The organism is Conyzicola sp. (assembly GCF_057073975.1).
Genome location: NZ_JBXMIS010000125.1, coordinates 1 through 14,219, shown reverse-complemented (window position 1 = coordinate 14,219; position 14,219 = coordinate 1). Strand labels below are relative to the sequence as shown.

At 66.1% G+C, this 14,219-nt stretch carries 13 protein-coding genes and 1 tRNA gene; 8 read left to right on the top strand and 6 right to left on the bottom strand.

Translation table 11 applies throughout. The features are described from left to right. The first annotated feature begins 5 nt into the window (after positions 1 to 5). The 4 genes from nadD to budA are packed head-to-tail and all read left to right on the top strand — an operon-like array spanning position 6 to position 3,526. On the top strand, positions 6 to 623 hold the full coding sequence (nadD, locus tag AC14A7_RS11350; RefSeq protein ID WP_484009101.1) for a nicotinate-nucleotide adenylyltransferase: 618 nt from the start codon (positions 6 to 8) through the stop codon (positions 621 to 623). Then, positions 620 to 2,386, top strand: coding sequence for a hypothetical protein (locus AC14A7_RS11345; RefSeq protein ID WP_484009099.1), 1,767 nt, complete (start codon positions 620 to 622; stop codon positions 2,384 to 2,386). Before nadD ends, AC14A7_RS11345 begins: the two co-directional genes overlap by 4 nt. A 49-nt stretch (positions 2,387 to 2,435) precedes the next feature. Then, positions 2,436 to 2,801, top strand: coding sequence for a ribosome silencing factor (gene rsfS, locus AC14A7_RS11340; protein WP_484009097.1), 366 nt, complete (start codon positions 2,436 to 2,438; stop codon positions 2,799 to 2,801). Further along, positions 2,798 to 3,526 carry an acetolactate decarboxylase gene (gene budA / locus AC14A7_RS11335; protein WP_484009095.1) on the top strand — a complete coding sequence of 243 codons (729 nt, stop codon included), beginning with the start codon at positions 2,798 to 2,800 and terminating at the stop codon, positions 3,524 to 3,526. The genes rsfS and budA overlap by 4 nt, the downstream gene beginning before the upstream one ends. A gap of 32 nt (positions 3,527 to 3,558) precedes the next feature. Here budA and AC14A7_RS11330 read toward each other — a convergent pair whose 3' ends face one another. Next, complete coding sequence (locus AC14A7_RS11330) at positions 3,559 to 4,902, bottom strand: HNH endonuclease signature motif containing protein (protein ID WP_484009093.1); 1,344 nt, start codon at positions 4,900 to 4,902, stop codon at positions 3,559 to 3,561. A gap of 148 nt (positions 4,903 to 5,050) precedes the next feature. Here AC14A7_RS11330 and AC14A7_RS11325 point away from each other — a divergent pair, with 148 nt between their 5' ends. Further along, on the top strand, positions 5,051 to 5,269 hold the full coding sequence (locus AC14A7_RS11325) for a hypothetical protein (protein ID WP_484009091.1): 219 nt from the start codon (positions 5,051 to 5,053) through the stop codon (positions 5,267 to 5,269). A gap of 10 nt (positions 5,270 to 5,279) precedes the next feature. Here AC14A7_RS11325 and AC14A7_RS11320 read toward each other — a convergent pair whose 3' ends face one another. Beyond that, a complete protein-coding gene (locus AC14A7_RS11320) occupies positions 5,280 to 5,831 on the bottom strand; it encodes an antibiotic biosynthesis monooxygenase (RefSeq protein WP_484009089.1) in 552 nt (183 codons plus the stop codon). Positions 5,832 to 5,893: 62 nt separating this feature from the next. Here AC14A7_RS11320 and AC14A7_RS11315 point away from each other — a divergent pair. Both AC14A7_RS11315 and AC14A7_RS11310 read left to right on the top strand, forming a co-directional pair. Next, positions 5,894 to 5,967: transfer RNA gene (locus tag AC14A7_RS11315), tRNA-Ala, on the top strand. 324 nt (positions 5,968 to 6,291) lie between these two features. Next, entirely contained in the window at positions 6,292 to 6,840 is a 549-nt protein-coding gene (locus AC14A7_RS11310; protein ID WP_484009087.1) for a hypothetical protein, read from the top strand. A 333-nt stretch (positions 6,841 to 7,173) separates the two neighbouring features. On the opposite strand, the gene AC14A7_RS11305 is transcribed toward AC14A7_RS11310, so the two are convergent. From AC14A7_RS11305 to AC14A7_RS11290, 4 genes are all read right to left on the bottom strand, one after another. Next, positions 7,174 to 7,503: a DUF6572 domain-containing protein gene (locus AC14A7_RS11305; RefSeq protein ID WP_484009085.1), complete on the bottom strand. Its 330-nt coding sequence runs from the start codon at positions 7,501 to 7,503 to the stop codon at positions 7,174 to 7,176. Positions 7,504 to 7,615: 112 nt separating this feature from the next. Further along, the gene (locus AC14A7_RS11300; protein ID WP_484009083.1) at positions 7,616 to 9,466 is read right to left on the bottom strand and encodes a dienelactone hydrolase family protein; all 1,851 of its coding nucleotides are present in this window, start codon (positions 9,464 to 9,466) and stop codon (positions 7,616 to 7,618) included. Positions 9,467 to 9,600: 134 nt separating this feature from the next. After that, the gene (glpK, locus tag AC14A7_RS11295; protein ID WP_484009081.1) at positions 9,601 to 11,064 is read right to left on the bottom strand and encodes a glycerol kinase GlpK; all 1,464 of its coding nucleotides are present in this window, start codon (positions 11,062 to 11,064) and stop codon (positions 9,601 to 9,603) included. Between the two features lie 43 nt (positions 11,065 to 11,107). Then, positions 11,108 to 12,859 carry a glycerol-3-phosphate dehydrogenase/oxidase gene (locus AC14A7_RS11290; RefSeq protein WP_484009079.1) on the bottom strand — a complete coding sequence of 584 codons (1,752 nt, stop codon included), beginning with the start codon at positions 12,857 to 12,859 and terminating at the stop codon, positions 11,108 to 11,110. Between the two features lie 133 nt (positions 12,860 to 12,992). On the opposite strand from AC14A7_RS11290, the gene AC14A7_RS11285 reads away from it, so the two are divergent. Next, entirely contained in the window at positions 12,993 to 13,988 is a 996-nt protein-coding gene (locus tag AC14A7_RS11285; RefSeq protein WP_484009077.1) for a sugar-binding transcriptional regulator, read from the top strand. Positions 13,989 to 14,219 lie beyond the last annotated feature (231 nt).

The following is a 14,219-nucleotide window of genomic DNA, read 5'->3' as shown; positions in this document are numbered from 1 at the left end:
GCTCCATGGCGGCGAGCGAGACGGTAGGCAATGAGGCCCGCCGGCAGCGCATAGGCGTCATGGGCGGCACGTTCGACCCCATTCACAACGGCCACCTCGTGGCCGCGAGTGAGGTGCAGCAGAATTTCGACCTCGACGAGGTGATCTTCGTGCCGACGGGCCAGCCGTGGATGAAGGGCGATGTCACCGACGGCGAGCACCGCTACCTGATGACCGTCATCGCAACCGCGGCCAACCCGCGCTTCACCGTCAGCCGCGTCGACATCGACAGAGCGGGACCGACCTACACCGTCGACACCCTCCGCGACATCAGGGCTGCACGCCCAGACGCCGACCTGTTCTTCATCTCCGGTGCCGACGCGGTCGCCCAGATCCTGGAGTGGAAAGACGTCGACGAGGTCTGGTCGCTCGCTCATTTCATCGCCGTCTCGCGCCCCGGGCATCCGCTGACCATTTCCGGATTGCCAGAGCAGGGCGTAAGCTCGCTTGAAGTGCCCGCGCTGGCTATCTCCTCAACGGATTGTCGCAGCAGGGTTGGCCGGGGCTTCCCGGTCTGGTATTTGGTCCCCGATGGTGTTGTTCAGTACATCTCCAAACACCACTTGTATCGGAGTAAACCATGACGACGTTCCAGGATCCGCCACCGCAGTCGCGGAGGTCGGCTCGGCAGAGCGAGCGTAGCGAAGAACCGGATGCCCCCACCGGCTTCGCCAGCGCCGACGTCGAACAGCCCACGCCGCCCAGCGAGCAGCCTCCTGTCGCCGCCGCACCTGCCGTCGCCCCCGCACCTGCCGTCACCCCCGCACCGCCGTCGCCTTTTGCTCCTGACCCTGCTGCGTCTCCGAGTGCTGCCGTGTCACCGGGCGCTGCCGGGGCCGCCGACGCTGCCGAGCAGCCTCTGACCCGCTCTGGCCGTCGCGCTCGGGAGGCCGCCCAGCAGGGGCTCTACGAGGTGCCGCCAACTGCTGGCGAGCCGCTCGAGTACATGACCCAGGGTCGCGGCGAGCCACTGTCGTATCAGGCGCCAGAGCCGCAGCTTGCCCCCGCCGCGCGGCCGGAGGCCCAGGCGCCCGCTCCTGCCTCCGCCGAGCCCGTCGACCAGGCGGCACCGCAGTTTCGCGTTCGGGACTTCAGCCCAGAGGGCAGAACGACCGGCCGGCGTGCGGCAGCCCCACCGCTGATCGAGCCCGGTTCCGCGCCAGCAGCACCGCCCATCGACCTCGAGTACCGCACAGAGGTCGGACCGACCTCCATCGACATCCCGGCCGATGCGGTCACTCCCAGTGTCGAACCGCCGCTCGTTACTCCGGCCGCTCCGGCACCCGTGGCCTCACCAACGACGGATGCTGCGCCGGTCACACCCCAGCAGACCTTGAGTCGTCGAGAGATGCGCCAGCGGCTCGCCGAGGACTCCGCGGTCAGCCTCGACGCGACCGGCCCATCGCCGATGGACCCTGCGCTTGTGACGGGAACGCAGCCGCCGTTGAACCCAAGTCTCATCACGGGAACCCAGCCTCCGCCACCCGTGAACCCGAGCCTTGTGACGGGAACGCAGCCTCCGTTGCCCCCGAATCCGAGCCTTGTGACGGGAACGCAGCCTCCGCCTCCGGTGGGTCCGAGTGTCGTCACGGGAACGCAGCCCCCGCCCCTGATCGCGCCCCCGGCAACCGTCACGGCGCCTCCGCCACCACCACCGGCACCCTCTCCGCCCGTCGCGGTCGGCGTTCCAGAGATCGACGAGCTGTCCGACTTCGAGGCGCTATCGCGCAGCGGTCAACTGGCGCCACCCTCGGCCTCGCAGCGCGTGACCGACTCGCCCGTTGCTCACGGACCGAGCTTTCTCGAGCCGATGGCAGAGCCGCAGGTCGACTCAGACCTCGAGCACACGGGTGGCTGGGTCGCCCCGGTTGGCCACTGGTCGCGCCAGGCAGACCTCGACGACGAGACGCAGCCGTGGGAGAACACCGTCACCCGCGAGGTCGGCGGCGGCAACGTCGCGACCACGACGAGTGCCCTTGTGCTTCCCGAGATGCCGCGGGCGAATCCCTTCCCGCCCGCGCTGAATGCAACGGGCGAGATCCTGCTCACCGGAAGCATCGACCTGCCCCGCAGCCTCAGCAGCGTGGGCGGCGACTCGCGCCACTTCGATGACAGCGATGTCGACCTGCTGTACGACGACCGGGAGCGCGAGACCGGTGCCGCCGACTCGGCACCAGTGAGCGCCATCCGCGCCGTCAGCACCCACACGTCGGCGCGCGGTGTCATCAGCAGTGCCAACAAGCCTCACGGCAACCGCATGCTCACCGTGCTTCTCATCACCGCCGCCGTCATGGCCGTCGGTGTCGTCGGCCTGCTTATCGCAGGCCTCGCTGGTCGAATCTTCTAGACTTGACCGCTGAACACCTCTCATCCACTTGCCCACCCTGAAGGACCCTGTGACTGCTACTGACCACGCCCGCGAGCTGCTCGCCATTGCGGCGACCGCTGCCGATGCCAAGCAGGCGGAGGATCTCGTGGCGCTCGACGTCTCTGGGCCACTTCCTCTCACCGACATCTTCTTCCTCGCGACGGGGCGCAACGAGCGCAACGTCATCGCCATCGCCGGTGAGATCGAGGACAAGATGATCGAGGCCGGCGTCAAGACCATTCGCCGGGAGGGCCGCGCGGAGGGCCGCTGGGTGCTTCTCGACTTCGGCGACCTCGTCGTGCACGTCTTCCATGAGGAGGACCGCATGTACTACTCGCTCGAGCGCCTCTGGAAGGACTGCCCTGCCATCCCGATCGAGATCGCCGCGGCGTGAGCTCGCTGCGTCCGCGGGCGGGCACTGCCATCGAGCAGTTCTCGTTCGTGGATGCGCTGGTCGCCGGCCTCTATGACGGCGCCTTCACGGCATCCAGCATTCTCGACCGCGGAACCCTCGGCGTCGGATGCGGTGACGCCCTCGACGGCGAGCTCGTGCTGCTCGACGGGCAGCTCTTCGTGTGCCGCGCGAGCGGAGTCGAGCGGGTCGCGCCCGAGGCACGGGTTCCGTTCGCCGAGGTCGCCCGGTTCGAGCCGACGTTCAGCCAGGAACTCGCCGGGCCGCTGACGGAGGCGGGGTTCGAGGCTCTCGTTGACAGCCTCGTGCCGAGTCACAACCTGTTCTACGCCATCCGTGTGGATGGGGTCTTCGAGAGCGTGACGATGCGCGAGGCCGTGCGGCAGCAGAAGCCGTTCCGCGGTCTCGCGGACGCCGTCAAGGACCAGCACGAGAGCACCATTGGTGAGACCCACGGCACGCTGCTCGGCTTCAAAGGCCCGGATGTGTTTCAGGGCCTCAGCGTCGCCGATTACCATTTGCACTTCATAGCCGACGACCGCACTGTCGGCGGTCACAGCATGGACTTCGTGCTGCGCTCCGGAACGCTCTCGATGCAGGCCTTCTCGAGTTTCACGCTGCACCTGCCCGAGGTTGACTCCTACCTCGAAGCAGAGCTCGATGACATGGATGCCGACGCCGCCATCCGCGCGGCAGAGAGCCAGTAGCCGGCTCTCGTCAGAAGGCCGGGCCCCACAGGCTAGCCGGCGCACTGCAGCTCCCGCATCGCACGGCTCTTCGTCGGCATCGCTCGCCGTGTCTGCAGCGGATCGACCCCGGGCGGCGGCACCAGCCAGTATTCGCCGCGCTCGCCGGCCCGGATCTCCCACCCATGGTTATGCGCGAGCAGGTGGTGATGCCGGCAGAGCAGGATGCCGTGGGCAACATCGGTGCGGCCGTGATCCCGCGCCCAGTGGTTGATGTGGTGGGCCTCTGCCCAACTGGGCGGTCTCTCGCAGTCTGGCCAGCGGCATCCACCGTCTCGGGCGGCCAAGGCGACTCGCTGCCGCGTGGTGAAGAGCCGCTGATCGCGGCCGACATCGAGCGGCTGCCCGCCCGCGAGAGCGATCTCGGCTGTTGTGCCACCGCAGGCGAGACGCTCGACCGTCTCGATCGAGACCGGGTCGGGCTGGCCCTCGATGAAGCCGTGGCCGCGGGTGCGGATCGACTCGGCGGTGACGAGCACCCGCACCTGCGGGGCGCCGCTGCCGAGCAGCTGCGAGGGGTCGTTGTGGGCGCCCTGCCGCAACAGCTCGAGAAACACATCGGAACCGAGCTGCTCGGTGGTGCGCTCGTCGTCGGCGATGCAGGAGGCCGCGATACTCGTGCCAGAGTCGACAAACCGCGGCCCGCCCCGACGGGGAGATGTTGCCCGATCGTAGAGCTCGCCGGCGGCGGCGGCGGTTTCTGGGTCCATGGTCCAGCTGAGGTGGGACATGCCGTCGGCGCGACGGCGAAAGGTCAGCGCTCGCCGCGACCTGCGCTCGGTCTCGCGATCCGCGATTGACGCGGAGTCGATCTCATCACGCAGCTCACGGGCCCGCCGGTGCAACCGGTCGGCATCGAGCGATACGGCCTCGGTCGCGAGCCGCTCTGCCGCTGCCGTCAGCAGTGACGCATCGATGGACACATTTGGCGCCCCAAGGCCGGTAGCGATGGAATCGGCGGCTGCCGGGGACAGCGAGCCAGTGGAGAGCGAGGCGTGCACCGCCTCGAGCCACGGGTGGGTGGTCGAGAGCCCGCCAACCCGCACCGCGCTCGACGCCTCGCGAGCCGTCGAGCCCGTGGTAACGCGAACCAGCTCGTGCGGGGTGCGGTGACCTGCGCGTTGCGCGAGGCCTGCCTGGCCGAGCTCTGGGGCTGAGCGGCGAGCGATCTCGCCCGCCAGGACGGTGGTGAGGGTAGCGGCAAGGCCCTGCAGTCGCGCGGCCTGACGCGTGAGCTCGAGTAGCTCAGTATCGGCAATCGGGGAGTAAGCGGAATCCACCAGCGGAATGCAGCGCGCCGCCTCGATGGCCGAGGCGATCGCGATGCTGGGGGACATGCATCCATTTTCGCAGGTTCGAACGTATGTTCGATAGTACCAGTTCTCCGCAGATTGCTGCCTGTGGAGGAGAGGAGCGGACGAGTTCGCGGCGTGACTAAGGTGCCTCGAGCGCGAGAGGGTCGCGCCAGAACAGAGGGGCCGCACAATGCCGTACTACTGCGTCAACAAGAACGCCCAGCCCGGATCGAACGACCACGAGGTTCACGACCTGGCCTCGCTGAAGGGATGCCTTCCGGCACCGTTCAACCGGCAAGATCTCGGATATTTCTCGTCATGCAGTGAAGCCGTGGCGGCAGCGAAGCGTCTCTACTGGAGCAACTCCGACGGCTGCGCCAAGTGCGTGCCCGCCTGCCACACCTCCTAGCTGGCCGAGCTCAGTGGCGCTGCAGCCAGGGCCGCAGCGCCCGCGTGACGAGCGGCAGGGCGACGTAGGTCATGATCGGCGTCACCACGATGACGAGCACCAGCACCCGCAGCGGCATCGCCCACTCGCTCGCGAAGCCGGAGAGCACCCAGTTGCCGGCGAGCGACAGCGGGTAGAACACCAGGAAGATCGCGACCATCTGCTTCCAGCGCGGGGGAGTGAAGGGCTTCTCGTCGACCACCTCGACCGAGGCCGGCTGGTCGAACCAGCCCTCGATGCCGGTGCGGCGCTCCTCTGGTGAGTGCTCGACCATTCCGAGCGCGGATGCGACCCACCAGGCGCGCTCTGGCGACGCCTCCCACGCGGCGAGGCTCTCGGCGTCCGCGAACCGGAAGAGCATGTGCCACTCGGGCGATTGCGGGTCGGGGCGCACCCAGCCGGAGCCGAGATAGCCGGGCGAGGCGCTCAGGAGGTCCTGCCCGGCGCGTGCCCACGCGGCGACCTCCTTTGCGCGGTGCGGATCGACGGTGCGGGTGATCGAGACGGTGATCGGTTCGGCCATACGTTCAGTCTGTAGTAACCTAGGGAAGTTGCAATTCCGGGTCACCGGAGAGGCAGCAACCGGGGTCCATGGCGCAGCCCGGTAGCGCACCTGCATGGCATGCAGGGGGTCAGGGGTTCGAATCCCCTTGGATCCACCGAAATCGGTACTTCTCCTTGCTCGGCTTTCGAGGTCAATCTGACACGCCCGAGGCGCATGGATTAGCTGGTTCACCCGGTCCGCATTTCTGCTGACACATTCGGGGGACACCCGCGTCTCGAGCTAAGCGATCATTTCTCGTCATTGCGGCGTTCTGAGCAAGACAGATCGGAGGAAATCCTGAGGACATCACCTTCACGCAAGCTATTCGTCCTCGGACCGGGGAGCAGGTCCCCGTCTGCTGGTCATGCCAAGCCAAGTACGATCAGAAGCAGCTTCCCCCTGGTGCGGAATGGAAGGCGGGTGGGCGTTGGGACGAAGAATGAGTCCAACAACTCGAGCGCTGCTGGATGCCATCGATTGGCAATCTGTTAGGACGGCTGTGGGGGACGCGCATGCCGTTCCACGGGCCTTGGCCGACTTGTTCGCGGCTGAAAATGATGAAGAGGCGAAATCGGCCTACTGGTCCCATCTGGATAACGAAGTGGTCGTTCAAGGTGAGCTGTACGAGGCCGCGGCATTGGTGATCGGTCCGACCTTGGTCGAGTTGTCCATCGGCTCGCTAAGTCACGCTGCGCGCTATCGCGCTGTCGAGCTGCTCGTTGAGATCGCTTTGGGAGCGCCGCATGCGTCCGAAGAGTCGGCGCGCGGCGCACACCTCCAGGCGTCGTGCGTCAACGGTCTCCGCGGCGGACTTTGGACCATTTATTCATTGCTGGACTGTGAGGACGAGCGTGTCATTGTTGGTGCCCTACACGTGCTCGATGCAGTGGCGGAAGATCGACGGCAGCTGATGCAAGTTGCGCGGTCACTGACAAGTGGATCGAAATCCGATGCTGTGCGAGCGCGTGCTGCCGAATTGATTGGGTGAACGAGGACCGCCCAAGGCAGAACGCTTGTAAGGACTTCTGCGCTTTGAGTCATGGTCAATCAACGCCCAATCTCAGGGTCGATGAGGGCACAGAATCTCCTGCGGGAGGCCGATGATCTCGCCCAGTCGGTCGGCGTGAATAAGCGGACCGCTCTGACGCGAGTCATGCTTGCGGATGAATAGTGCCACGCTTCCAGTCGCGTTGCGACCGATACTGGGGCTGGCGGAGCGCTATTTGGCAGGCGGGCCCGAGGACATCGTGTGAAGTACGGGTGAGAGCGTGGGACGCTCACGCCCCTCGTGAGCTGAATGTATTTCGCCGGTCGATCGACCTCAAAATGAACTACTCACACCGACAATGAACGCCACCCCCAACCGCCCAAGCCCCGCCGTCGTCACCTCGACGATCCGCGCGAACTCTCGACTCGGCGCCGACACGCAATCGAGTCGGATGCTGACGGCAGCCCCAGCAAGATGCGGAAAATCTGAAACAAGACCGCCCTCAACCACATACCCGGTGTACCGGTTGATCTTCTGCTTGAGCTGCTCCGCCTGCAGCGGATCGGAGCCCCAGTCGCGGCTCTCGACCATGACGAGCACCACGCTGCCGTCGGTCTCCTGAACGATCATGTCGACGTGATTGGTGTCTGCGATGCCAGCCATTCTCGAAGAATAGCCGCGAATACGAGCGCCCAACGGGCTAACGCACGGGGGGCCGCAGCGCGTGTGCGCTACGGCCCCCCGGCGTCGTCGGCCTACCACCAGCCGACGAGGCCTAGTTGACGGTCAGGGTGTTCGTCACCGAGATGATCGTCACGACGAGGGCGCTGATGAAGCCGCCGATGTATGGGTTGCTCGTCATCTGGTAGATCTTGCGAGAGATCACCGCGGTGACCGCGAGGATCACGATAACCGGGAACAGCCAGATGCTGAAGATGCCGCTGAATCCGTCAATCGTGTAGCCCGTGTTCGCGAAGGTCGTGTACTGCGCGACCACCAGGATGATGGGGGCGAGCGAGTTCACAAACGCCAGAATGGCGGTGTTGAGCCACTCTCTGCCACGAACGGTTACTCGGTTGAAGCTGTTGATGGCGACCGAGTTGGCTACGAAATAGAGAAGGAAGAACGGCACGTAGAGGAGGCCGATCCACAGCTTGTCCGGCGTGAACGCCTTGACCGCGATAACCCAGAGCCGGAAGTCGGTCTTGAAGAAGTAGTCAAGAACGAAGACGATCCCGTAGGCAATCGCTACGACCAGGACGGCGAGGCCGAGGCTGTGCAGCACGACCCGCCATCCGGGAAGCACGCCGCTCACCCGCAGGTCTGCGCCGTTCTTGCGACCGAACAGCAGGTACGAGAGTGTCATCACGATGAGGGCGAAGATGCCGTTGATAGCCGCCCATGACGCGATGAAGAACACTGCTCCCTGGGTGAAGATCGACGGAACCACGTTGAACGCGATTCCCTGCTCGAATGGCTGCTGGCTGAGCCAGACGTAGCTCACGCCCGAGAAGAGCGTTGAGACCGCGAGACCGCCCCAGAACCAGGCGAGCCCGCCGCGACCCTTGGCGCTCGTGGCAGGGCTCGGCGCTACCGAGAGGCGGGCGAACGACGGTCGGGTGAGCAGGTAGCGGGCGAAGGCGAGCAGGAAGATTCCGAATCCGATCAACCCGACTGTCGTGAATACCTCCTTGACCTGCCAGATCTGCGAGCCGCCCGCGATCGGCGTAGGTGCGCCGAAGGCCTGCTCGAAGAACTCGATCTGGTTGCCGACCGTGGTGCTCGAGATGGTGCCCCAGGGGTGTGTCTCGGCCGGGGTGTAGACGACACGCATGGCACCGCCATCACCGTCGGTGTAGACGGTGTCGTTCTCGCGCTTCTCGTCGCCCAGCGTGCTGGGGTCAGCTCCGTAATTGAGGAAGGACTGTGCGTTCGGCGTGCCGATGTACTCGCGCGGCGGGGTCAGGACTGCTCCCTCGGCGCTGTAGCTGCGGAAGAAGAACTCGTCGTACTGGTCGGCGACGATTCCCGTGTCGCGCGTTCCGTACATGTCGAAATACGCGTTGTCGTTGGCTGCGTCGGTGTAGACCGCGTCGTTGTCGACCAGCAGCACTGCGGAGATGAGCTGCGTCTCTGCGGCGTTGTCGATGGCGACCGAGAAGTTCGCGGCGCGGGCACCGTTCGAGTGGCCAGAGACGCCGATCTTGTCGGTGTCGACGTAGGGCAGGTCGGCGATGAGGCGAACGGCGTCGTACATTCCCGTTCCACCGGCTGCGAGGTCGTCGTTGTTGAGGTAGTCCGAGTTGCCGTGGCCGTACATGTCGATCGACAGCACCACGTAGCCGCGGCGCGCGAGCTCGACGTAGTTGGCGTCCTGCATCTCACGGTTGTTCCACCAGCCGTGACTGACGACGATCGCAGGAGCCTTGTTGTCGGCGCTCACATCGTTCGGCTTGAAGAGCAGGGCGCTCATCAGCTGGCCGTTCGGGGTCTCCCAGCGCAGGTCCTTGACCGTGACCTGGCCGACATTGGTCTGCACGACCGAGGCCCCGATCGCGGATACCAGCATCATCGCCACGGCGAGCAACAGCCAGAAGCCGTTCCTCTTCAGCAGTTTCTCTTTCATTGTGTTCCCTACTCCTTTGTGGGTTGTGGTTGGTGGTGTGTTTCGGGGCCCGCGAGCTCGCGTGCTCCAGGGTTGGGCTACGGCGACTCCACGTCGTCGTCGACCCAGCCCATGGTCTTCGTCACGGCCTTCTTCTAGTTGCGGTAGAGGCGATCGCGTTCGGCGGGTGCCATCTGCGGGGTCCATCGACGGTCCTCTGCCCAGTTGCCGACGACGTCGCTCTCGCCAGCCCAGAAGCCGACGGCGATCCCTGCGGCGTAGGCGGCACCCAGCGCCGTCGTCTCGGTTACCCGCGGGCGAATGACGTCGACGCCGAGCTGGTCCGCCTGGAATTGCATGAGCAGCTCATTGGCGACCATGCCGCCGTCGACGCGCAGTTCTGCGAGTTCGACCCCGGCATCCGCGTTCATCGCGTCCATGACCTCCCGGGTCTGGAAGGCGGTCGCCTCGAGTGCCGCGCGTGCGATGTGGTTCTTCGTCACATAGCGAGTGAGTCCGAGCAGGGCGCCACGGGCATCCGGTCGCCAGTGCGGTGCGAACAGGCCGGAGAAGGCGGGCACGAAGTAGGCGCCGCCGTTGTCGTCGACCTCGAGGGCAAGCTTCTCGATGTCGGGCGCGTCAGAGAACATGCCGAGGTTGTCGCGCAGCCACTGCACGAGTGATCCGGTCACGGCGATCGAGCCCTCGAGCGCGTACACCGCGGGGGCGTCGCCGATCTTGTAGCAGACCGTCGTCAGCAGGCCGTTTGCACTGTCGACCCGCCGGGTGCCGGTGTTGAGCAGCAGGAAGTTGCCTGTTCCGTAGGTGTTCTTCGCCATGCCTTCGGTGAAGCAGGCTTGACCGAAGGTGGCCGCTTGCTGGTCGCCGAGGATGCCGGAGATCGGCACCCCGGGCAGCATGCCGTGGGCGCGCCCCTCGCCGTACACCTCGGACGAGGAGCGGATCTCCGGCAGCATGGACAGGGGAATCTGCATGTCGGCCGCGATCCCTTCGTGCCATTGCAGGGTGTCGAGGTCCATCAGCATGGTGCGACTGGCGTTGGTCACGTCCGTCACGTGCACTCCGCCGTCGACGCCACCGGTGAGGTTCCAAAGCAACCAGGTGTCCATGGTGCCGAAGTAGAGGTCTCCCGCCTCTGCGGAAGCGCGCGCCCCGTCGACATTGTCGAGGATCCACCGGATCTTCGGGCCGGCGAAATAGGTGGCGAGGGGGAGGCCGACCACGGACTTGTAGCGGTCGGCCCCCGCGTCACCCGCCAGCTGCTCGCACAGGCGTTGTGTTCTGGTGTCCTGCCAGACGATCGCGTTGGCGACAGGGACACCGGTGTGGCGGTTCCAGACGAGCGTCGTCTCGCGCTGGTTGGTGATGCCGACAGCGGCGATATCCGTCGCGGTGAGGTTTGCGCGGGTCAGCGCGATGCCGACAGCCTCGCGCACCTTGTCCCAGATCTCGACGGCATCGTGCTCGACCCAGCCGGCCCGGGGGAAGATCTGACGGTGCTCGAGCTGCCCGCGGGCGACGACCTCTGCGGCATGGTCGAAGATGATGGCGCGCGAGCTCGTCGTTCCCTGGTCGATGGCCAGAACGTGGTTGGGCATGGTGTGGTCTCCTATGATCACGGGGGTTCCCGGCGGGGGTCGTCTAGCTGTGCGCGGTGCTGCTATCGGCCATCGGCACGATGTCGGCGACGCGGTCGCGTGCCCGGGATGCCGCGGCGTCGTCGTACAACGTGGCAGCCTCGGCATCCGCCGCGGTGCGCTCGCGGTAGTTCGAGGTCTCTGCCAGACGCTGGGCGGAGTCCCAGCCAAGTAGCGGACCCACGATGTCGACAACCTCGTCGAGCGCCGCAGCGCCCTCGTCGACGTACTCGTACACGATGCGTGTGCGCCGCATCATCACGTCGTCAAGGTGCATTGCCCCTTCATGGGTGACCGCGTAGGCCACCTCGGCGCGCAAGTACGCGGGGGCACCGGCCAGCGGAACGGCGAGGCTGGGGTCACGGTCGCACAGCGAGAGGATGTCGCCGACCGCCGATCCGAAACGGTGGACGAGGTGATCCTGCATCGCCTGCGACCAGCCGTATCGCTCACTGGCAGTGGCGAGCTGCAGACGGGCGGCGTCGAGGCCTGTTGCGCCGAGCAGGGGGATGCCCCGGGTGCGAGAGCTCTGCGTCTTGGCGGCGCGTCCGAGCGCGAAGTCAACGGCATCCTTGGCCATCACCCGATAGGTGGTGAACTTGCCGCCGGCGATCACGACGAGTCCGGGCACTGGCGAGGCGACGGTGTGCTCGCGCGAGACCTTCGCCGAGCTCGTGCCCTCCTTGGTGCCGGGCTGAAGCAGAGGGCGAAGGCCGGCCCAGGTGCCGATGACGTCGGCGGTGCTGATCGGCGAGGCAAGCACCTTGTTCGCCTCGGAGATGACGTACTCGATGTCGGCTGCCGTCGCGGTGGGGTTGGTGAGCGACTCGTGCCATGGTGTGTCTGTCGTTCCGATCACCCAGTAGCGCGACCACGGTATTACGAAGAGCACGCTCGTCGACGTCTGCACGATGAGACCGGCCGAGCCCGTGATCCGATCGCGCGGCACGACGATGTGGATTCCCTTGGACGCCAGCACGCGCAAGCCGCCAGCATCGTCGGCCAGCGCCTGCGACTTCTCGGTCCACACGCCTGTCGAGCTGATCACCGACTTGGCGCGTGCGGTGATGGTGGCGCCAGTCTCGAGGTCCTCGAGCACGGCACCAGTGACCGTTCCATCGGCATCCTTGGTGAGGCCGACGACCTGCACCCGCGACGCCGCGTGGGCGCCGTGGTCTGACGCTGTGCGCAGCAGGGTCATGACGAAGCGCGCGTCGTCGACGTTGGCGTCCCAGTACTCGATGGCACCGACGGCTGCGCGGGGAGCGAGGTCGGGGAAGACCCTGGCGATGCCGCGGCGCGAGAGGTGGCGGTGGAACGGCAGCGCTCGAGGCCCGCGCCGGAGACTGGCCAGCAGATCGTAGAGAAGGATGCCAGCGCCGACGAATGCCCGCTCGACGATCCGGCGCTTGACGGGGTACAGAAACGGCAGGGGGCGCACGAGGTGGGGCGCGACCGTGGTGAGCAGCAGGTCGCGTTCGTGCAGCGCCTCGAGCACCAGTTTGAAGTCGAGCATCTGCATGTACCGCAGTCCGCCGTGCACGAGCTTGCTCGATCGGCTCGAGGTTCCGGCAGCCCAGTCCTGCGCCTCGACGACGACGCTGTCCAGCCCACGACTGGCTGCATCCAGAGCGATGCCGGCACCGGTGACGCCGCCGCCGATGATGAGCACATCAAGCTCGCGGCCTGGCTGCGCGCTGGCGGCGAGTCGGTCGAGGGCGGCCGAGCGGCTGGCGGCGGTGAGGGTGCTTGTCATCGAGGAAACCTGTGGTTCGGGGACGGCGGGTGAGATGTCATCGGGGAGAGTGACGAGAACTCAGCGTATTACTATGAATCGACCGTCTGGCGATCTGAGCAGGCATCGTGCACATACGTGCAAAAGGAGTCGAATGAACCACGAGGAGACGCTTCTCGCCGCGTCGTCGATGTACTACCTGCAGGACATGAAGATGGACTCCATTGCGAGTCGACTGCACATGTCGCGCTCGAGCGTCTCGCGCCTTCTCAAGCAGGCGCGGGAGTCGGGGCTCGTCGAGATCACCCTCCGCCCCACGCCGACACGGGCACCCGGCACCAGTCAGGCCATACACTCGCGGTTCGGCGTTGAGGTCTATGTGGTGCCGACGAGCGACTCTGCAACGGTCGCTGAACGACTGGAACAGGTGGCGATTGCGACTGCGAAGATCGTCTCTGGCTGGTTCGACTCCGACATGGTTCTCGGGGTCGCGTGGGGTACAACCGTGGCCGCCGTCGCCCGCCATCTCAACAAGAGAACCACGAGGGGCAGCTCGATCGTGCAGCTGAACGGGGCGGCCAACAACCGCACATCGGGCGTCGACTACGTGGCCAATCTCGTGTCACTGTTCGGGGATGCCTTCGACGCGCGAGTGCAGCTGTTTCCCGTTCCCGCCTTCTTCGACTACGCCGAGACCCGACGCGCCATGTGGCGCGAGCGGTCGATCGCGCGGGTGCTCGAACTTCAGCGCCGGGCAGACATGGTGCTGTTCTCGATCGGCGCGGTGGCCGGCGAGGTGCCGAGCCACGTGTACTCGGCGGGCTACCTCGAGCGCGAGGACATCGAGACCTTGGAGGCCGAGGGAGTGGTCGGCGACGTCTGCACGGTCTTCCTGCGCGCCGACGGCACCTATGAGGACCTATCTCTGAACGAACGTGCAACCGGCCCCACCCCCGCAGAGCTCAAGAGGGTGCCGAGGCGCGTCTGTGCCGTTGCCGGCGACAGCAAGGTTGTTCCCCTGCTCGCGGCCCTGCGCGCCGGGGTGATCACCCACCTAGTGCTTGACGAGCAGACCGCGATCCGGCTGGTTCAGCTGGAGTTGGGCGGCGACGCGTCGATGCTGCCGCTGGCGGCGGCGGGATCCGCCTGAGCGATAAGAGCTCCGTGCGATCAGCGACGAGAGATCCCAATACGACGAACTATGACGCACCGTGACCCCCGCTGACACCCCGTGACGCCCCGACGTAACGTGATTTCGCGACCGGGAAGACGGCCACCTACTCTGGCAAAACGTGACCACCCCAGAGCCAGGAGCCGACGCCACCATGCGCGCCACATTCATTCCGATCGCAGCGATCGCCCTCACCACCGCACTCGCCCT

Bases quoted from the DNA above. Each gene is read 5' to 3' on its own strand.
- glpK (WP_484009081.1), bottom strand. From the start codon at position 11,064: ATGCCCAACCACGTTCTGGCCATCGACCAGGGAACGACGAGCTCGCGC.
- AC14A7_RS11285 (WP_484009077.1), top strand. From the start codon at position 12,993: ATGAACCACGAGGAGACGCTTCTCGCCGCGTCGTCGATGTACTACCTG.
- AC14A7_RS11300 (WP_484009083.1), bottom strand. From the start codon at position 9,466: ATGAAAGAGAAACTGCTGAAGAGGAACGGCTTCTGGCTGTTGCTCGCC.
- AC14A7_RS11330 (WP_484009093.1), bottom strand. From the start codon at position 4,902: ATGTCCCCCAGCATCGCGATCGCCTCGGCCATCGAGGCGGCGCGCTGC.
- AC14A7_RS11325 (WP_484009091.1), top strand. From the start codon at position 5,051: ATGCCGTACTACTGCGTCAACAAGAACGCCCAGCCCGGATCGAACGAC.
- AC14A7_RS11305 (WP_484009085.1), bottom strand. From the start codon at position 7,503: ATGGCTGGCATCGCAGACACCAATCACGTCGACATGATCGTTCAGGAG.
- AC14A7_RS11290 (WP_484009079.1), bottom strand. From the start codon at position 12,859: ATGACAAGCACCCTCACCGCCGCCAGCCGCTCGGCCGCCCTCGACCGA.
- AC14A7_RS11345 (WP_484009099.1), top strand. From the start codon at position 620: ATGACGACGTTCCAGGATCCGCCACCGCAGTCGCGGAGGTCGGCTCGG.
- nadD (WP_484009101.1), top strand. From the start codon at position 6: ATGGCGGCGAGCGAGACGGTAGGCAATGAGGCCCGCCGGCAGCGCATA.
- AC14A7_RS11310 (WP_484009087.1), top strand. From the start codon at position 6,292: ATGAGTCCAACAACTCGAGCGCTGCTGGATGCCATCGATTGGCAATCT.
- AC14A7_RS11320 (WP_484009089.1), bottom strand. From the start codon at position 5,831: ATGGCCGAACCGATCACCGTCTCGATCACCCGCACCGTCGATCCGCAC.